15 protein-coding genes are annotated in these 16931 nt (G+C 60.9%); 6 read left to right on the top strand and 9 right to left on the bottom strand.

Annotation, left to right across the window (positions count from 1 at the left end):
* Nucleotide 1 precedes the first annotated feature (1 nt).
* From trhO to ACX3YF_RS30040, 3 genes are all read right to left on the bottom strand, one after another.
* Nucleotides 2-943: an oxygen-dependent tRNA uridine(34) hydroxylase TrhO gene (gene trhO / locus ACX3YF_RS30030; RefSeq protein WP_090317862.1), complete on the bottom strand. Its 942-nt coding sequence runs from the start codon at nt 941-943 to the stop codon at nt 2-4.
* Nucleotides 944-1117: 174 nt separating this feature from the next.
* On the bottom strand, nt 1118-1414 hold the full coding sequence (locus tag ACX3YF_RS30035) for a BolA family protein (RefSeq protein ID WP_130206849.1): 297 nt from the start codon (nt 1412-1414) through the stop codon (nt 1118-1120).
* Between the two features lie 12 nt (nt 1415-1426).
* On the bottom strand, nt 1427-1951 hold the full coding sequence (locus ACX3YF_RS30040) for a DUF2059 domain-containing protein (RefSeq protein ID WP_103405727.1): 525 nt from the start codon (nt 1949-1951) through the stop codon (nt 1427-1429).
* Nucleotides 1952-2143: 192 nt separating this feature from the next.
* Here ACX3YF_RS30040 and ACX3YF_RS30045 point away from each other — a divergent pair, with 192 nt between their 5' ends.
* Entirely contained in the window at nt 2144-3538 is a 1395-nt protein-coding gene (locus tag ACX3YF_RS30045; protein ID WP_288098916.1) for a class II fumarate hydratase, read from the top strand.
* 110 nt (nt 3539-3648) lie between these two features.
* On the opposite strand, the gene ACX3YF_RS30050 is transcribed toward ACX3YF_RS30045, so the two are convergent.
* The 3 genes from ACX3YF_RS30050 to pap form a co-directional block, all read right to left on the bottom strand.
* Complete coding sequence (locus ACX3YF_RS30050) at nt 3649-4608, bottom strand: DMT family transporter (RefSeq protein ID WP_130206845.1); 960 nt, start codon at nt 4606-4608, stop codon at nt 3649-3651.
* Between the two features lie 134 nt (nt 4609-4742).
* On the bottom strand, nt 4743-5927 hold the full coding sequence (locus tag ACX3YF_RS30055; RefSeq protein WP_288098920.1) for a thiolase family protein: 1185 nt from the start codon (nt 5925-5927) through the stop codon (nt 4743-4745).
* 102 nt (nt 5928-6029) lie between these two features.
* Nucleotides 6030-7553 (bottom strand): polyphosphate:AMP phosphotransferase, encoded by a 1524-nt coding sequence (gene pap / locus ACX3YF_RS30060; protein ID WP_448646079.1) that lies wholly within the window; start codon nt 7551-7553, stop codon nt 6030-6032.
* Between the two features lie 230 nt (nt 7554-7783).
* Here pap and mnmC point away from each other — a divergent pair, with 230 nt between their 5' ends.
* From mnmC to ACX3YF_RS30085, 5 genes are all read left to right on the top strand, one after another.
* Entirely contained in the window at nt 7784-9769 is a 1986-nt protein-coding gene (mnmC, locus tag ACX3YF_RS30065) for a bifunctional tRNA (5-methylaminomethyl-2-thiouridine)(34)-methyltransferase MnmD/FAD-dependent 5-carboxymethylaminomethyl-2-thiouridine(34) oxidoreductase MnmC (protein ID WP_458974776.1), read from the top strand.
* A 168-nt stretch (nt 9770-9937) separates the two neighbouring features.
* A complete protein-coding gene (locus tag ACX3YF_RS30070; RefSeq protein ID WP_448646077.1) occupies nt 9938-11710 on the top strand; it encodes an N-acetylglutaminylglutamine amidotransferase in 1773 nt (590 codons plus the stop codon).
* Nucleotides 11711-11713: 3 nt separating this feature from the next.
* A complete protein-coding gene (gene ngg, locus ACX3YF_RS30075) occupies nt 11714-13462 on the top strand; it encodes an N-acetylglutaminylglutamine synthetase (RefSeq protein ID WP_458974777.1) in 1749 nt (582 codons plus the stop codon).
* Between the two features lie 89 nt (nt 13463-13551).
* Nucleotides 13552-14742, top strand: a complete 1191-nt coding sequence (locus ACX3YF_RS30080; protein ID WP_458974778.1) for an osmoprotectant NAGGN system M42 family peptidase — start codon at nt 13552-13554, stop codon at nt 14740-14742.
* A gap of 185 nt (nt 14743-14927) precedes the next feature.
* Entirely contained in the window at nt 14928-15155 is a 228-nt protein-coding gene (locus ACX3YF_RS30085; protein ID WP_003199186.1) for a YheU family protein, read from the top strand.
* Here the strand turns inward: ACX3YF_RS30085 and csrA are convergent.
* From csrA to ACX3YF_RS30100, 3 genes are all read right to left on the bottom strand, one after another.
* Nucleotides 15144-15335: a carbon storage regulator CsrA gene (gene csrA / locus ACX3YF_RS30090; RefSeq protein ID WP_130206835.1), complete on the bottom strand. Its 192-nt coding sequence runs from the start codon at nt 15333-15335 to the stop codon at nt 15144-15146. The two genes, ACX3YF_RS30085 and csrA, sit on opposite strands and share 12 nt — an antisense overlap.
* Nucleotides 15336-15481: 146 nt before the next feature.
* Complete coding sequence (locus ACX3YF_RS30095; RefSeq protein ID WP_130206833.1) at nt 15482-15814, bottom strand: YnfA family protein; 333 nt, start codon at nt 15812-15814, stop codon at nt 15482-15484.
* Nucleotides 15815-15878: 64 nt separating this feature from the next.
* On the bottom strand, nt 15879-16694 hold the full coding sequence (locus tag ACX3YF_RS30100) for an SDR family oxidoreductase (RefSeq protein ID WP_047527046.1): 816 nt from the start codon (nt 16692-16694) through the stop codon (nt 15879-15881).
* Between the last annotated feature and the right edge of the window lie 237 nt (nt 16695-16931).

A 16931-nucleotide genomic window follows, 5' to 3' on the forward strand; every position in this document is an offset into this window, starting at 1 on the left:
TTCAAGCCTCGGAGTTGATTTGCTTGTAGTTGTAGCCGATCGGGTGAGGCATGTTGCGAGCCTTGGCCAGCTCGATCTGCTTTTGCCGATCGATGGCGCTGCGACGGGTTTTCTCGCTCAGTTTGTCCCAGCAATGCGGGCAACTGATACCGGCCACGTAATGTTCGGATGCACGGTCTTCGACGCTGACCGGCGTACGACAGGCGTGGCACTGATCGTAGTCGCCTTCGCTCAGATCGTGGCGAACGGTCACGCGGTTGTCGAACACGAAGCAGTCGCCCTGCCATTTGGTTTCTTCCTGCGGCACCTCTTCGAGGTACTTCAGGATGCCGCCCTTGAGGTGATAGACCTCATCGAAGCCTTCGCTGAGCATATAGCTCGAGGCCTTTTCGCAACGAATGCCGCCGGTGCAGAACATCGCGACCTTCTTGTGCACGGCCGGGTCGAAGTTGGCTTTGATGTAGTCGGGGAATTCGCGAAAACTGGTGGTTTTCGGATCGATCGCGCCTTCAAAGGTACCGATCGACACTTCATAGTCGTTGCGGGTGTCGATCAACAACACTTCCGGATCGCTGATCAGCGCGTTCCAGTCCTGCGGATCAACGTAGGTGCCGACCTTTTTGTTCGGGTCCACGCCTTCCACGCCAAGGGTGACGATTTCTTTCTTGAGTTTGACTTTGGTGCGGTAGAACGGCTGCTCGTCGCAGTACGACTCTTTATGGTCGATGTCGTCCATGCGCGGGTCGTTCTTGAGCCAGGCCATGAGCCCGTCGATGCCTTCGCGGCTGCCGGACACGGTGCCGTTGATGCCTTCTTCGGCGATCAGCAGGGTGCCTTTGATGCCGTTGTCGACCATCGCCTTGAGCAGGGGCTCGCGCAGGTCGACGTAATTTTCCAGGGTGACGAACTTATACAGTGCCGCCACGACAATCTGTTGTGTCATGGGTGATTCTCCAGGTGGCTACCCTCGTAAGGGGTGAACCGGATACGAAAAAAAACGCGCCGGGTGAGCGGCGCGTTGCATATTCTAACAAAAACCGTGTGCTTTAGGACTGCGAGATGACGTTGTGGCGAGCGAGCCTGCTCCCTCGCCACAATAGCCCATCAACCCATCACATTAATGACCGCCACCTGCACAAGTCGGCGAAGCCGGAGCCGCGTCGATCTGCGCCCACTCTTCTGGCGTGTAGGTATGCAGCGCCAACGCATGGAACTCACCCATCAGCTCGCCCAGCGTGGCATAGACCTTCTGGTGTCGCTTGACGCGATTGAGCCCGGCAAACTGCTCACTGACCACGACAGCCTTGTAATGGGTCTGCAACCCGCGGCTGTGCATATGGCTTTCATCCAGCACCTGCAGATGCTGGGGCTGCAGCAGGCCCAGCGTCGATTCGATGCGTTGTTGCATGGTCATACCAGACTCCGCTTAAGGCTTTTTCTTGGCTGGAGCGGTCGCGTCTTTCGGCGTCAGCTCGGCGGTCATGTCAGCCAGCAGTTTGTTGACCACCGGCACTGCGCTTTCCAGCTTGGCTTGAGTCATCTGGGCCGATTGCTGGGTCAGCTGCGGCATTTTTTCCAGGACTTTCTTGCCCAGCGGCGACTGGTAGAACGCTACCAGGTCCTTGAGTTCGGACTCGGTGAAGTTGCTGGTGTAGAGCTTGACCATGTCTGGCTTGAGCTTGTTCCAGCCAATGGCCTGGTCCAGGGCGGCGTTAGCCTTGGCCTGGTAGGTTTCGAGTACGGCTTTTTTCGATTCCGGGGCTTTGGTTTGCTCGAAGCGTTGAGCGAACATTTGCTGAACTTGCATGTACACCGGAGTGCCCAATTTGTCAGCGTGCGCCAGGGTCAGGAAGGCCTCGGCACTGGCGTTGTGGCTGGCGGTATCGGCAAAAACCTGGCCGCTGGCGCAAACCAGTGCAACCGCGGTACAGATGGCACGAAGACGAGTCATCGAGTTTCCTTTTCTAGCAGGCGAGGTAAAACCCCAAGGACGACCATTCTGCGCCTAAAAAAGTGTGTCACTCAACCCCAAGCCTTGTCGCGCCTGATTTAGAGGGGTTCAATGGACACAATTCAGACTGATGGAACCACGGCCGTGGATCACGGCCTAAACTGCGCAATCGAACTGACAGGAGTGTGACCGATGAGCCGTATCGAAACCGACAGCCTTGGCCAGGTTGAAGTCCCGGATGAAGCCTACTGGGGCGCTCAGACGCAACGCTCACTGGTTAACTTTGCCATTGGCACCGAACGCATGCCGCTGGCCGTGCTGCATGGCCTGGCGCTGATCAAGAAAGCGGCCGCCCGGGTCAACGACCGTAATGGCGACTTGCCCGCCGACATCGCCCGATTGATCGAACAAGCGGCCGATGAAGTGCTCGACGGCAGCCATGACGATCAGTTTCCCCTGGTGGTCTGGCAAACCGGTAGCGGTACCCAGAGCAACATGAACGTCAACGAAGTGATCGCCGGGCGCGCCAACGAGCTGGCCGGCAACGCGCGCGGCGGCAAGTCGCCGGTGCACCCCAACGATCACGTCAATCGCTCCCAGAGCTCCAACGACTGCTTCCCCACCGCCATGCACATTGCTGCCGCCCAGGCCGTGCAACATCATCTGCTGCCGGCAATCAACGAATTGTCGGGCGGACTGGCCGAGCTGGCGGCGCGCCACATGAAGCTGGTCAAGACCGGCCGCACGCACATGATGGACGCGACGCCGATTACCTTCGGCCAGGAAATCTCGGCATTCATCGCGCAACTGGATTACGCCGAACGGGCAATCCGCAGCGCGCTGCCGGCGGTTTGCGAACTCGCCCAGGGCGGTACCGCGGTGGGCACCGGGTTGAATTCACCCCACGGTTTCGGTGAAGCCATCGCGGCCGAGCTGGCCGCGCTTTCCGGCCTGCCGTTCGTCACCGCGCCCAACAAATTCGCCGCGCTGGCCGGCCACGAGCCGCTGACCACGCTGTCCGGCGCGTTGAAAACCCTCGCCGTGACGCTGATGAAAATCGCCAACGACTTGCGCCTGCTGGGTTCCGGGCCTCGTGCCGGATTGGCCGAGGTGAAACTGCCGGCCAACGAACCGGGGAGCTCGATCATGCCCGGCAAGGTCAACCCGACCCAATGCGAAGCCTTGTCGATGCTGGCCTGTCAGGTGCTGGGCAATGACGTCACCATCGGTTTCGCCGCGAGTCAGGGGCATTTGCAACTGAACGTGTTCAAACCGGTGATCATCCACAACTTGCTGCAATCGATCCGCCTGTTGGGCGACGGCTGCAGCAACTTCCAACAGCATTGCATCGCCGGCCTGGAGCCGGATGCCGAGAAAATGGCGGAACACCTGGAACAGGGGTTGATGCTGGTGACCGCGCTGAACCCGCACATCGGCTACGACAAATCGGCGGAAATTGCCAAGAAAGCCTACGCGCAAGGGCTGACCCTGCGTGAGGCGGCCATTGAGCTGGGGTATCTGACCGATGAACAGTTCGACGCGTGGGTGCGGCCGGAGAACATGCTGGAGGCTGGCGCCAAGGGCTGAGCCTTGTAGCGCCTGAGCGTCCGTAATCGCGGGCAAGCCCGCTCCCACATTGAACAGTGCAAGCGGTCAAATGTGGGAGCGAGCCTGCTCGTGATGAACGATAACGCGAATCAGCTTGCTGCCATCCGCACTTTCCGCGCCTTGAGCCCGGCAATCAACGATGGCCCCAACGCCACCAACGCCGACCCCAGCACCACCAGCACCGCCCCGCCATAGCCCAGGCCATTGATCGTTTCGGCGTGCACATACGCAGGCCACCACAAGGCCGCCAGGGCCACGGCACCGAAAGTCACCAGAGGTGTAATCGCCAGGGTCGCACTGACCCGGGATGCTTCCCAATGGGCCAACGCTTCGGCAAAGGCGCCGTAGGCAATCAGGGTGTTCATGCAGCAGGCCAGCAGCAGCCAGCCTTGCAGTGGGTTCAATTGCAGCGCTTCGAGCGGATGCACCCACGGCGTCAGTAATAATCCGCAGAACAGGTAGATCACCATCATCACCTGCAACGAATTCCACACCGTGAGCAACTGCTTCTGCCCCAGCGCATAAAAGGTCCAGACCGTGGACGCCAGCAGCACCAGCAGCACGCCAGCGGTGTAATCGGTCAAGGAGGTCAGCAGCTCACTCAAGCGCTGATTGAAAAACAGGGCGAAACCGACCAGCAGCACCAGCAAGCCAATCCCCTGCCCCAGGCTGAAGCGCTCCTTGAACACGAACACACTGGCGATCAGCAACATGATCGGCCCCATCTGCACCACCAGTTGCGCGGTGCCGGGGCTGAGCAGGTTAAGGCCCATCAAATACAACACGTAGTTGCCCACCAGACCGAGCACCGCCATCAACACCAGCCAGCCACCGCGTGGGCCAAGCGCTCGGCGACTGGGCAAACGCCGGGTCGCCGCCAGGTAGATGAACAGGCAGCCACCGGACACCATCAGGCGAAACCAGGTCACCGTGACCGGGTCCATCACCAGCAATACCTGCTTGAGCTTGATCGGCAGGATTCCCCACAGCAACGCGGTCAACAAGGCCAGGAACAGACCGTAAACCCAGCGACCCGATGAAATGTGCATGTGATCCCCAGAGCGAACGTTCAAGAGCCCTCATTCTAGGCGCACCCTCATGTGGCACACAGGGACAGTTTGCGTCTGGCCGCTAATGAAACTGTGCAGGTCGCATCATGGATTTGACGGCCAGCCCAAGCTGTTTATCGCACGGCCTCGAACAACCCGGTAGCCCCCATCCCGCCGCCCACGCACATGGTGACGATGCCGTAACGCAGGTTACGTCGCTGCAACTCGCGAACGAGGTGACCCACCTGACGCGATCCGGTCATGCCGAAGGGATGGCCGATGGAAATCGAGCCGCCATTGACGTTGTATTTGTCGTTATCGATTTCCAGGCGATTACGCGCGTACAGGCACTGCGAGGCGAATGCTTCGTTGAGTTCCCACAAGTCGATGTCAGCGATCTGCAAGCCTTTGGCCTTGAGCAGCTTGGGCACCGAAAACACCGGGCCAATGCCCATTTCATCCGGCGCGCATCCGGCCACGGCAAAACCCCGGAAGAACGCTTTCGGCTTGAGCCCCAGTTCAAGGGCCTTTTCCAGGCTCATTACCAGGGTCATGGACGCTCCGTCGGACAACTGCGAAGAGTTGCCGGCCGTCACCGAGCCGTCCTCGGCAAACACCGGGTTCAGACCCGCCAGACTTTGCAGCGTGGTATCGGGGCGGTTGCAGTCATCGCGATCCACCACCCCCTCAACGATCTGCACCTGGCCGGTGGCCTTGTCTTCAACGCGGTATTTCACTGCCATCGGCGCGATTTCGTCGTCGAACAGCCCGGCGGCCTGGGCCTGAGCCGTACGTTGCTGGCTTTGCAGGGCATACAGGTCCTGCTCTTCGCGGCTGACGTTGTAACGGCGAGCGACGATTTCCGCAGTCTGGCCCATCGGGAAATAGATACCCGGCACCTGCTCCTTGAGCAGCGGGTTGATCAGGTTGTCAGTGTTGACGCTTTTCATGGTCAAGCTGATCGACTCGACGCCACCGGCCACGATGATGTCGCTGCAGCCCGAAGCGATCTGGTTGGCCGCGATGGCGATCGCCTGCAAGCCCGACGAACAGAAGCGGTTGAGGGTCATGCCGGCGGTGCCGATACCCAGTTGCGACAGCACGGCGACATTGCGACCGATGTTGTAGCCCTGCGCACCTTCGTTGGAACCGGCACCGACGATGCAGTCCTCGACGCTGGCCGGGTCGATACCGGTGCGTTTCAACAAGGCGTTGACACAGTGAGCCGCCATGTCGTCGGGACGGGTCATGTTGAATTTGCCGCGAAAGGATTTGGCCAGGCCAGTCCGCACGCTGTCGACGATCACCACTTCACGCATGGCATACCTCATTGTTGTTGTCGGTTGAGAGTGAGCCGAGCATAAGCTCACTCAATTACCGACCGCGACAATCATTCACCTCGCGTATGCGCAACCATCGGTTTATTTCTTGCCTTTCTGTGCATTGCGTTCATGTTTGTCGGACTTTTCGAAGGCTTGCTCCAGTGCCAGGTTGATGGTGCGCAAGACCTTCACCCGCGCCCAGCGCTTGTCATTGGCTTCCACCAGGGTCCAGGGCGAAATCTCGGTGCTGGTGCGGTCGACCATGTCGCCGACGGCGCCGCGGTAGTCATCCCATTTATCGCGATTGCGCCAGTCATCCTCGGTGATCTTGAAGCGCTTGAAGGGAATATCTTCGCGCTCCTGGAACCGCTCCAGTTGCGTCTGCTTGTCGATGGCCAGCCAGAACTTGACCACGATCACGCCGGCATCGGCGATCTGCTCTTCGAAATCGTTGATTTCACCGTAGGCGCGCAACCAGTCGGCCGGGCTGCAGAGGCCTTCGATGCGCTCCACCAGCACCCGGCCATACCAGGAGCGGTCGAACACGGTGAACTTTCCCCGGGCCGGAAGATGCCGCCAGAAACGCCAGAGATACGGCTGCGCCCTCTCCTCTTCGGTCGGCGCGGCAATTGGCACGATGTCGTACTGGCGCGGATCGAGCGCCGCGGCAACCCGGCGGATCGCCCCGCCCTTGCCCGCCGCGTCATTGCCTTCGAACACCGCTACCAGTGCATGGCGCCGCATTCGCTTGTCACGCATCAACCCGGAAAACCGTGCCTGTTCGGTGATCAGTTGCTCTTCATAATCCTCTTTGTCCAGGTGCAACGTCAGGTCAAGGCTATCGAGCAAGTTCACCTGATCGACGCTGACGGGCAATGGCGCGGCACTGACTTTGACGGGGTGGATCGTCGGCCGGTTCAGGGCGCTTTGCAGGCCTTCGAGCAAAATCCTGCCCACCGCCAGGCTGCGATAGCGCGGATCCATCCCGGCGATCACATGCCATGGCGCGTAGTCACGGCTGGTGCGGCGCAGAATGCGTTCGCCGTACTTCACAAACTTGTCGTAGGTTTGCGATTGCTGCCAGTCCAGCGGACTGATGCGCCAGCTGTGCAGCGGGTCATCGGCCAAGGCCTTGAGGCGGTCCTTCATTTGCTTCTTGGAGAGGTGAAACCAGAATTTGAAGATCAAGGCGCCTTCATCGCACAGCATCTTTTCCAGGCGCTCGGCGCCATTGATGCCCTGGTCCAGTCGAGCGTTCTTGAACGCGCCATGCACCCGCCCCTGCAACATCTGGCTGTACCAGTTGCCAAAGAAGACACCCATGCGCCCCTTGGCCGGGAGCATCCGCCAGTAGCGCCAGGCCGGTGGTCGCGCCAGTTCCTCGTCGGTTTGCTGATCGAAGGTGCGAACCTCGATCAGGCGCGGGTCCATCCATTCGTTGAGTAATTTGACCGTCTCGCCCTTGCCGGCGCCTTCAATACCGTTGATTAAAATGATCACCGGAAAACGCTTTTGCTGCTGCAACTCGAATTGCGCTTCGAGCAAGGCTTCACGCAGGGCCGGCACTTCGGTGTCATAGGTTTCTTTGTCGATCACGTGATCGATTTCAGCAGATTCGAACATGAATGGCTCCCTTCCAGATGTGAGCAAGACTAGCGGATCGGGCTGCTTTTGGTCGCAGAAAATTCCTTGTGGGAGCGAGCCAGCTCGCGATGGACGTCAACGATAACGCGGGTTGTCTGAATAACCGCGGTGCTCTTGAATTCATCGCGAGCAGGCTCGCTCCTGCAAGGGCAAGTCTTCTCATCATGGCGATCGGCTAGAATGGCCGCCTTGCCGTTGCCGAGCCTGCCATGAAACCTGTAATGCCCCACGCCCAACTCGACTGGGACGACCAAGGTCGCCCCTATTCGCGAGTGTTCGACGATGTGTATTTCTCCGACAAGTCGGGGCTGGACGAAACCCGCTATGTGTTCCTCGAGCAGAACCGCCTGGCGGAACGCTTTGCCGCGTTGCCCCAGGGCGGTCGCCTGGTGATTGGCGAGACCGGTTTCGGCACCGGGCTGAATTTTTTATGTGCCTGGCAGGTGTTCGAGCAACACGCGGCAACTGATGCCCGATTGCATTTTGTCAGCGTCGAAAAATACCCCTTGAGCCCGGCCGATCTGCAACGGGCCCTGGCACTGTGGCCAGAGCTCAAACCCCTTGCCGATCAATTGCTGGGGCAATACGTGGCGATCCATCAAGGGTTCCAGCGCCTGACACTGGCCAATGGCCGGGTGACCCTGACACTGCTGATCGGCGACGCACTGGAGCAGTTGCCGCAACTGGACGCCCGGATCGACGCCTGGTTTCTCGACGGCTTTGCCCCGGCGAAAAACCCCGACATGTGGACCGCTGAACTGTTCGCCGAACTGGCCCGTCTGGCCGCCCCGGGCTCGACCATCAGCACCTTCACCAGCACCGGTTGGGTCCGCCGCCTGCTCAATGCCGCCGGCTTCAAAATGAAACGCACACCCGGCATCGGCCACAAGTGGGAAATCCTGCGCGGCGAGTTCCTTGGCTGGCCCCAGGAAGTTGCCGCTCCGGCGCCGGACAAGCCCTGGTTTGCCCGACCTGCCGCGCTGACCGGTGAACGCCGCGCCCTGGTGATCGGTGCCGGGCTGGCCGGTTGCGCCAGTGCCGCCAGTCTCGCTGCACGGGGCTGGCAGGTGAGCGTGCTGGAGCGACACAAGGATGTCGCACAGGAGGCTTCGGGCAACCCGCAAGGCGTGCTTTACCTCAAGTTATCGGCCCATGGCACGACGCTGTCGCAAATGATCGTCAGTGGTTTCGGCTACACCCGGCGCCAGCTCGAACACTTGCAGAGAAGCACCGACTGGGACGATTGCGGCGTGTTGCAACTGGCGTTCAACGCCAAGGAAGCCGAACGTCAGTTGCAACTGGCCGAGGCCTTTCCCGCGGACCTGCTGCACCTGCTGGATCAGCCCCAGGCGCAAGCGCTGGCCGGTGTCGGCCTGGCGCAGGGCGGCCTGTACTACCCGGAAGGTGGCTGGGTCCATCCGCCGGCGCTGTGCCAATGGCAGATGGCGCATCCGCAGATTCAATTGCTCGCGCATCACGATGCCCTGGAATTACGCAGGGTCGATGGCGAGTGGCAGGCCTGGAACGGCGAGCAGTTGCTTGCCTGTGCACCGGTGGTGGTGCTGGCCGGCGCTGCCGAGATCCAGCGCTTCCCGGAAACCGCCGGACTGCCGCTCAAGCGCATTCGCGGACAAATCACTCGCCTGCCGCAAACACCGCAGAGCCAGGCGCTGAACACGGTGGTCTGCGCCGAAGGCTACGTCGCCCCGGCGCGTCTGGGCGAACATACCCTGGGCGCCAGTTTCGATTTCAAGAGTGACGACCTGACGCCGACCACCACCGAACACTTGGGCAACCTGGCGATGCTCGAAGAAATTTCCCATGACCTGGTCACGCGCCTGCAGGCCAATGAGCTTGACCCCGAAAGCCTCCAGGGTCGCGCCGCCTTTCGCTGCACCAGCCCCGACTATCTGCCGATCGTCGGCCCCTTGGCCGACAGCCAGGCATTTGCCCAGGCCTATGCCGCGCTGAGCAAGGACGCCCGACAGGTGCCGGACGTCGAATGCCCGTGGCTGGATGGTTTGTACATCAACAGCGGCCACGGCTCGCGCGGCTTGATCACCGCACCGCTGTCCGGGGAACTGCTGGCGGCCTGGCTGGATGACGAACCCCTGCCACTGCCCAGAAGCGTGGCTGAAGCCTGCCATCCCAACCGGTTTGCCTTGCGGCGCCTGATTCGCCGAACCAACGCCTGACGCAGCCCCTTGCGGTCGGATGACGTTCAGCCAAACGGCGGCCCATCCGGCCCTTATAACTTATCGGTCTAAAACTCCGGGGATTCAGCCGGGTCAGTTTTTGAGTACCCGCCGTTTTGGCGCGGTAATCGAATGACCCTCCCCAACGGAAAAACCGGTAAGGAATTTATGTGCGGATTAGCTGGCGAGTTACGTTTTGACAATCAACCTGCAGACCTCGCAGCGGTTGAACGAATCACCCATCACCTGGCGCCTCGCGGCCCCGACGCCTGGGGTTTTCACAGTCAAGGGCCAATAGCCCTGGGCCATCGCCGCCTGAAAATCATGGACCTGTCGAACGGTTCGGCGCAGCCGATGATCGACCACCAATTGGGCTTGTCCCTGGCCTTCAACGGCGCAATCTACAACTTCCCCGAACTGCGCATCGAACTGGAAAGCCTCGGCTACGCCTTCTATTCCGGTGGCGACACCGAAGTGCTGCTCAAGGGCTTTCACGCCTGGGGCGAGGCGCTGCTGCCCAAACTCAACGGCATGTTTGCCTTCGCCATTTGGGAGCGCGACAGCCGACGCCTGTTCATCGCCCGTGACCGGCTCGGGGTGAAACCGCTGTACCTGTCGCGCACCGACCAGCGCCTGCGTTTTGCCTCGTCCCTGCCGGCGTTGCTCAAGGGCGGCGACATCAACCCGATCCTCGATCCGGTCGCGCTCAATCACTATCTGAACTTCCACGCCGTGGTGCCGGCCCCGCGCACCTTGCTGGCGGGCATCGAAAAACTGCCGCCGGCCACCTGGATGCGTATCGAGGCCAATGGCAGCACCGAGCAGAAAACCTGGTGGGCTCTGCCCTACGGCCCACACGCCGATGAGATGAATCTGACGCTCAAAGACTGGCGCGACCGGGTGCTCGACAGCACGCGTGACGCCGTGGCGATCCGTCAGCGTGCGGCGGTAGACGTTGGCGTGTTGCTGTCCGGCGGTGTCGATTCGAGCATGCTGGTCGGTCTGTTGCGTGAAGTCGGCGTGGAGAACCTGTCGACGTTCTCCATCGGTTTCCAGGACGCCGGCGGTGAGCGCGGTGACGAATTCCAGTATTCGGACCTGATCGCCAAACACTACGGCACTCGCCACCATCAACTGCGTATCGACGAAAAAGAAATCATCGAGCAGTTGCCCGCCGCGTTCCGCGCCATGAGCGAACCGATGGTCAGTCATGACTGCATCGCCTTCTATCTGCTGTCACGGGAAGTGGCCAAGCACTGCAAAGTGGTGCAAAGCGGCCAGGGCGCCGACGAACTGTTCGCCGGCTATCACTGGTACCCGCAGGTGGACGGCGCGAGCGACCCGTATGCCGCCTATCGCGAGGCGTTTTTCGACCGCAGTTACGACGAATACGCCGCCACCGTTCAGCCCAAATGGCTGACGGCCAACGACGCTGCCGGCGACTTCGTGAAGGAACATTTCGCACAGCCCGGTGCGGACGCAGCGGTGGACAAAGCCCTGCGCCTGGACAGCACGGTGATGCTGGTGGACGACCCGGTCAAACGCGTCGACAACATGACCATGGCCTGGGGCCTGGAAGCGCGCACACCGTTTCTCGACTATCGCCTGGTGGAGTTGTCGGCCCGGGTGCCGGGTCAATACAAATTGCCGGATGGCGGCAAGCAGGTGTTGAAGGAAGCCGCGCGCCAGGTGATTCCGAGCGAGGTGATCGACCGCAAGAAAGGTTACTTCCCGGTACCGGGCCTCAAGCATTTGCAAGGCGAGACCCTGAACTGGGTCCGCGAACTGCTGCTCGATCCGAGCCAGGATCGCGGTCTGTTCAAGCCCGCCATGCTCGACCGCCTGTTGACCGATCCGCAGGGGCAGTTGACCCCGCTGCGCGGTTCCAAACTGTGGCAACTGGCGGCCCTGAACCTGTGGCTCAGCGAACAAGGAATCTGATCGATGAAACCTCACGCCACGGCCATCAACCAACGCTTGTTGCGCGGTCAAACGCCCTCCTACGAACGCTTGCAGGCGCGCCTGGCCGAAGACGGCAGCGAATTGGGGGCCGCGCCAATCGCCGTGCATTGCGGCTGGGGCCGGTTGCTGATCGGCCACACCTTTGCCGATGCGGCCAGCCTCGCTCAGGAGTTACTCAACGAACAGCCCGGTGAGCGCGACATCGCCCTGTATGTCGCCGCGCCGCAACAAGTGCTGGGACTGGAGCCGACCCAGTTGTTCCTCGACCCCTCCGACACCTTGCGCCTGTGGTTCAGCGATTACCGTCAGGCCACCCGGGTGTTTCGCGGCTTTCGCATCCGCCGTGCGCAGAGTGAAGCGGACTGGAACGCGATCAATCAGCTGTACCAGGCGCGGGGCATGCTGCCCATCGATGCCACGTTGCTGACGCCACGGGGCTCGGGCGGGCCGGTGTACTGGCTGGCCGAAGACGAGGACAGCGGCGCGGTGATTGGCAGCGTCATGGGGCTGAATCATCACAAGGCCTTCAATGATCCGGAAAACGGCAGCAGCCTCTGGTGCCTGGCGGTCGACCCGCATTGCTCGCGACCGGGGGTCGGTGAAGTGCTGGTACGGCACCTGATCGAACACTTCATGAGTCGCGGCCTGAGTTACCTCGACCTGTCGGTGCTCCACGACAATCGCCAGGCGAAGAACCTCTACGCCAAGCTCGGTTTTCGCAACCTCTCGACGTTCGCCATCAAGCGCAAGAACGGAATCAACCAGCCGTTGTTCCTCGGCCCGGGCCCCGAGGCGCCGTTCAATCCCTATGCGCGGATCATCGTCGAAGAAGCCCATCGACGCGGCATTGATGTGCAGGTCGATGACGCCGAGGCCGGGATGTTCACCCTCAGCCACGGCGGGCGCCGGGTGCGCTGTCGCGAGTCCCTCAGCGATCTGACCAGCGCCATCAGCATGAGCCTGTGCCAGGACAAAAGCCTGACCCACAAAGTGCTCAAGAACGCGGGCCTGAACCTGCCATCGCAGCAACTGGCCGGCAATGCCGATGACAACCTGGCGTTTCTCGACGAGCACCACAGGGTGGTGGTCAAGCCGCTGGATGGCGAACAGGGGCAAGGTGTGGCGGTGGATTTGCAGACCATCGAAGACGTCCAGCACGCCATCGAAGACGCTCGTCGCTTCGACAGTCGCGTGCTGCTGGAAAGCTTCCACGAAGGCCTTGATCTAAGGATTCTGGTGATCGGCTTTGAAGTGGTCGCCGCCGCGATTCGTCGACCGGCCGAAGTGGTCGGCGATGGCCAGCATTCCATCGGCGCGTTGATCGAAGCCCAGAGCCGACGCCGACAGGCCGCCACGGACGGTGAAAGCAAAATCCCGCTGGATGCGGAAACCCAACGCACCTTGCATACCGCCGGCTACGACTACAGCAGCATTCTGCCGGCGGGCGAGCACTTGTTCGTACGGCGTACGGCGAATCTTCACACCGGCGGGATTCTCGAAGACGTCACCGCGATCCTGCACCCGACACTGGCGGATGCCGCCGTGCGAGCCGCGCGGGCGCTGGATATTCCCGTGGTCGGCCTCGACCTGATGGTGAGCGCCGCCGATCAACCGGCGTATGTGTTCATCGAAGCCAACGAGCGGGCCGGACTGGCCAACCATGAGCCACAGCCGACGGCTGAACGCTTTGTGGATCTGTTGTTTCCCCATAGTCAGCCGATCGTTTCCTAGTCACGTAGTGCCTGGGCGGCCGCCTTCGCTGGAAACAAAATTCCTCCTCATCGAAACCATCGATGTGCTCAACCCCATCTGGAGTTTCCATGACCCTCAAATACCCGGAACCCGATCTGACCTACCTGCAAAAAGTCCTGCTGGAAATGCTCGCCATTCCCAGCCCCACCGGGTTCACCGACACCATCGTGCGCTATGTGGCCGAACGCCTTGAAGAGCTGGGCATTCCCTTCGAAATGACCCGCCGCGGGACCATTCGCGCCACGCTCAAGGGCAAGAAGAACAGCCCGGATCGCGCCGTTTCCGCGCACCTGGACACCATTGGCGCGGCCGTGCGCGCCGTCAAGGACAACGGCCGCCTGACCCTGGCTCCAGTGGGATGCTGGTCGAGCCGTTTCGCCGAAGGCAGTCGCGTCAGCCTGTTTACCGACAACGGAGTAATCCGTGGCAGCGTATTGCCATTGATGGCGTCGGGACATGCGTTCAACACGGCAGTCGATGAAATGCCAATCAGCTGGGATCACATCGAATTGCGCCTGGATGCCTACTGCGCCACCCGCGCCGATTGCGATTCGCTGGGCATCAGTGTCGGCGATTTCGTCGCCTTCGACCCGCTGCCGGAGTTCACCGAAAGCGGCCACATCAGCGCTCGCCACCTCGACGACAAGGCCGGTGTGGCGGCGCTGCTGGCGGCGTTGAAAGCGATCGTCGACAGCGGTGAGGAATTGCTGATCGACTGTCATCCACTGTTCACCATCACCGAGGAAACCGGCAGCGGCGCGGCGGCGGCACTGCCTTGGGACGTCAGCGAATTCGTCGGCATCGACATCGCGCCGGTCGCCCCCGGCCAGCACTCCAGCGAACATGCGGTGAGCGTGGCGATGCAGGATTCCGGTGGGCCGTATGACTATCACTTGTCACGGCACCTGCTGCGCCTGGCCAGTGACAACGAGTTGCCAGTACGCCGCGATCTGTTCCGTTACTACTTCAGCGATGCTCACTCGGCCGTGACCGCCGGCCATGACATCCGCACCGCCCTGCTCGCTTTCGGCTGCGACGCCACCCACGGCTACGAACGCACCCACATCGACAGCCTCGCGGCCCTCAGTCGCCTGCTCGGCGCCTATATCCTCAGCCCGCCGGTGTTCGCCAGCGATGCACAACCGGCCAAGGGTTCGCTGGACCGCTTCAGTCACCAGATCGAACACGACACCCAGATGGAAAGCGATACCTGGGTGCCGTCGGTGGACAGTCTGGTGGGGCAGCGCAACGATAGATGATCCCGGATTGTCTTCGACGGGACTGACGCCATCGCGAGCAAGCTCGCTCCCACAGGGAATCGATGCAAAACCTGAGGGAGCGTGGCTTGCTGGCAAAGACGCCGGATCGGACAACACAGACGCCCGGGCTGGCAGCCATCCGCCATTCGCCGTAGCATCGCGCCATTGATTTAACCGAGGTGCCTATGCTGATCCCCCACGACCAACTTGAAGTCGACACCCTGACCCGCCTGATCGAAGATTTCGTGACCCGTGACGGTACTGACAATGGTGATGACACCCCGCTGGAGACCCGTGTACTACGGGTACGTCAGGCGTTGACCAAGGGGCAGGCATTGATTGTCTTCGACCCGGAAAGCGAGCAATGCCAGTTGATGCTCAAGCACGACGTACCCAAGCACCTATTCGACTGATTTTTTCGCTCGGGCCAGTTTGCGCTGGATGCGCTCGTAGATTTCGTTTCGGTGCACATTGACGTGGCGCGGAGCCTCGATGCCGAATCGCACATCATTGCCGTTGATGCCAACGACGCGTATCGAAATGCTGTCACCGATGGAAATCAACTCGCCCACAACACGGCTGAGTACAAGCATGGCCTTCGTCCTTCAAGGTTACCGGACCTTGAAGATGCCCGGCGTACCGCAGCGCTTCAAGGCAACAGCGGCAATCCAGACCGAACCTACAAGCACAGACCCACAGCGCTGACAGAAACGTCTGACAAATCGATCAGGCACTTCCTTCACGACGCAGTAAAGCGCGGGCCAAACAGGATGACGCTCGCCCCGATCACACACAATGCCACGCCGATCCAGTCCGAACCGAGTGGACGAATCCGCTCGACCACCGCCAGCCAGCCAATCGATGCAATGATGTAAATGCCCCCGTAGGCGGCATAGGCGCGACCGGCGTAGACCGCTTCGACACGGGTCAGCAACACCGCGAACAAGGTCAGGCTGAGCAGCGCCGGCGCGATCCACCAGGCGCTTTTGCCCTGGCGCAACCACATCCAGAAGGCAAAACAGCCGGCGATTTCAAACAGCGCGGCGAGGAAAAACCACAGATAGTTGAGCATGCGAACGTCTCGCGAGGATGACCGATGGCGGCCACCCTAACGAGGCTGTTCCGTGCGGGCAAGTTCAACCTGCGGTTTGTTTGGCCTTGGCGCGCATCTTGTCGGCCATCAGGGTCATTTCGTTGTAGAGCAGTTGCGGGTTTTTCTGCTTGAGCGCCCAGGCCATGCGCCCTTGCTCGTGGGGCAGGATCATGAACTCGCCGGCGGCGACCTGCTGATAGATGTAGTCAGCGATGTCTGCCGCGCTGATCGGCGAGCTTTCCAGCAATTTGCCGACCTGGGCTTTCATCGCCGGGGTCGGGCCACGGAACGAGTCCAGCAGGTTGGTCTGGAAGAACGATGGGCAAACCACGTGTACGCCGACTTCCTGCTGGGCCAACTCAATCAGCAGACTTTCGGACAGCGCCACCACGCCAGCCTTGGCCACGTTGTAGTTGCTCATGGCCGGGCCTTGCATCAAGGCGGCCATCGACGCGATGTTGATGATCTTGCCCTTGCTTTGCTCCAGCAGCGGCAGGAAGGCCTTGCACCCCTTGACGACGCCCATCAGGTTGATTGCGATTTGCCAGTCCCAGTCTTCCAGGGACAGTTCACTGAAGAACCCACCGGATGCCACGCCGGCGTTGTTGACGATGACATCGATACCACCCAGTTTCACTTCGCAGGCCTGGGCGAAGGCGGTCAACTGGCTGTAATCGCGCACATCGCAGCGCTGGATGAAACCGTCGCCGCCGGCTTCGCGAACCAATTTCAGGGTTTCCTGCAGGCCCGGTTCGCTGACATCCGACAAGGCCAGCTGCCAGCCTTCGCGCGCCCAGCGCAGTGCGATTTCGCGACCCAGGCCAGAGCCCGCACCAGTGATCATCATGCGATTTTGCATAGCAAACAGCCTTGTTGTCCGGGGGAAGATGCAGCGAGTGTAGCGAAGGATATTGCCCGACCCACGCTCCATCAGATTGCTGAATGCCCCGAGCAAACCGCAGGCGCGTCCGACCCAACTAACACAATTAACCCCGAAACAGCGCATTGTTCGAAAAACATCGAAAAAACTTGGAATTTTATAGCGTGCGCGGCAGTCGGATTTTTTAAGCAGCTCGAATTAATTGCATTCCCGCTG

This window comes from Pseudomonas fluorescens group sp. PF-69 (assembly GCF_054481235.1).

Bases quoted from the DNA above. Each gene is read 5' to 3' on its own strand.
- ACX3YF_RS30040 (WP_103405727.1), bottom strand. From the start codon at position 1,951: ATGACTCGTCTTCGTGCCATCTGTACCGCGGTTGCACTGGTTTGCGCC.
- ACX3YF_RS30095 (WP_130206833.1), bottom strand. From the start codon at position 15,814: ATGCTCAACTATCTGTGGTTTTTCCTCGCCGCGCTGTTTGAAATCGCC.
- ACX3YF_RS30045 (WP_288098916.1), top strand. From the start codon at position 2,144: ATGAGCCGTATCGAAACCGACAGCCTTGGCCAGGTTGAAGTCCCGGAT.
- mnmC (WP_458974776.1), top strand. From the start codon at position 7,784: ATGAAACCTGTAATGCCCCACGCCCAACTCGACTGGGACGACCAAGGT.
- ACX3YF_RS30055 (WP_288098920.1), bottom strand. From the start codon at position 5,927: ATGCGTGAAGTGGTGATCGTCGACAGCGTGCGGACTGGCCTGGCCAAA.
- ACX3YF_RS30100 (WP_047527046.1), bottom strand. From the start codon at position 16,694: ATGCAAAATCGCATGATGATCACTGGTGCGGGCTCTGGCCTGGGTCGC.
- csrA (WP_130206835.1), bottom strand. From the start codon at position 15,335: ATGCTTGTACTCAGCCGTGTTGTGGGCGAGTTGATTTCCATCGGTGAC.
- ACX3YF_RS30035 (WP_130206849.1), bottom strand. From the start codon at position 1,414: ATGACCATGCAACAACGCATCGAATCGACGCTGGGCCTGCTGCAGCCC.
- ACX3YF_RS30085 (WP_003199186.1), top strand. From the start codon at position 14,928: ATGCTGATCCCCCACGACCAACTTGAAGTCGACACCCTGACCCGCCTG.
- pap (WP_448646079.1), bottom strand. From the start codon at position 7,553: ATGTTCGAATCTGCTGAAATCGATCACGTGATCGACAAAGAAACCTAT.
- ACX3YF_RS30050 (WP_130206845.1), bottom strand. From the start codon at position 4,608: ATGCACATTTCATCGGGTCGCTGGGTTTACGGTCTGTTCCTGGCCTTG.
- trhO (WP_090317862.1), bottom strand. From the start codon at position 943: ATGACACAACAGATTGTCGTGGCGGCACTGTATAAGTTCGTCACCCTG.
- ACX3YF_RS30080 (WP_458974778.1), top strand. From the start codon at position 13,552: ATGACCCTCAAATACCCGGAACCCGATCTGACCTACCTGCAAAAAGTC.
- ACX3YF_RS30070 (WP_448646077.1), top strand. From the start codon at position 9,938: ATGTGCGGATTAGCTGGCGAGTTACGTTTTGACAATCAACCTGCAGAC.
- ngg (WP_458974777.1), top strand. From the start codon at position 11,714: ATGAAACCTCACGCCACGGCCATCAACCAACGCTTGTTGCGCGGTCAA.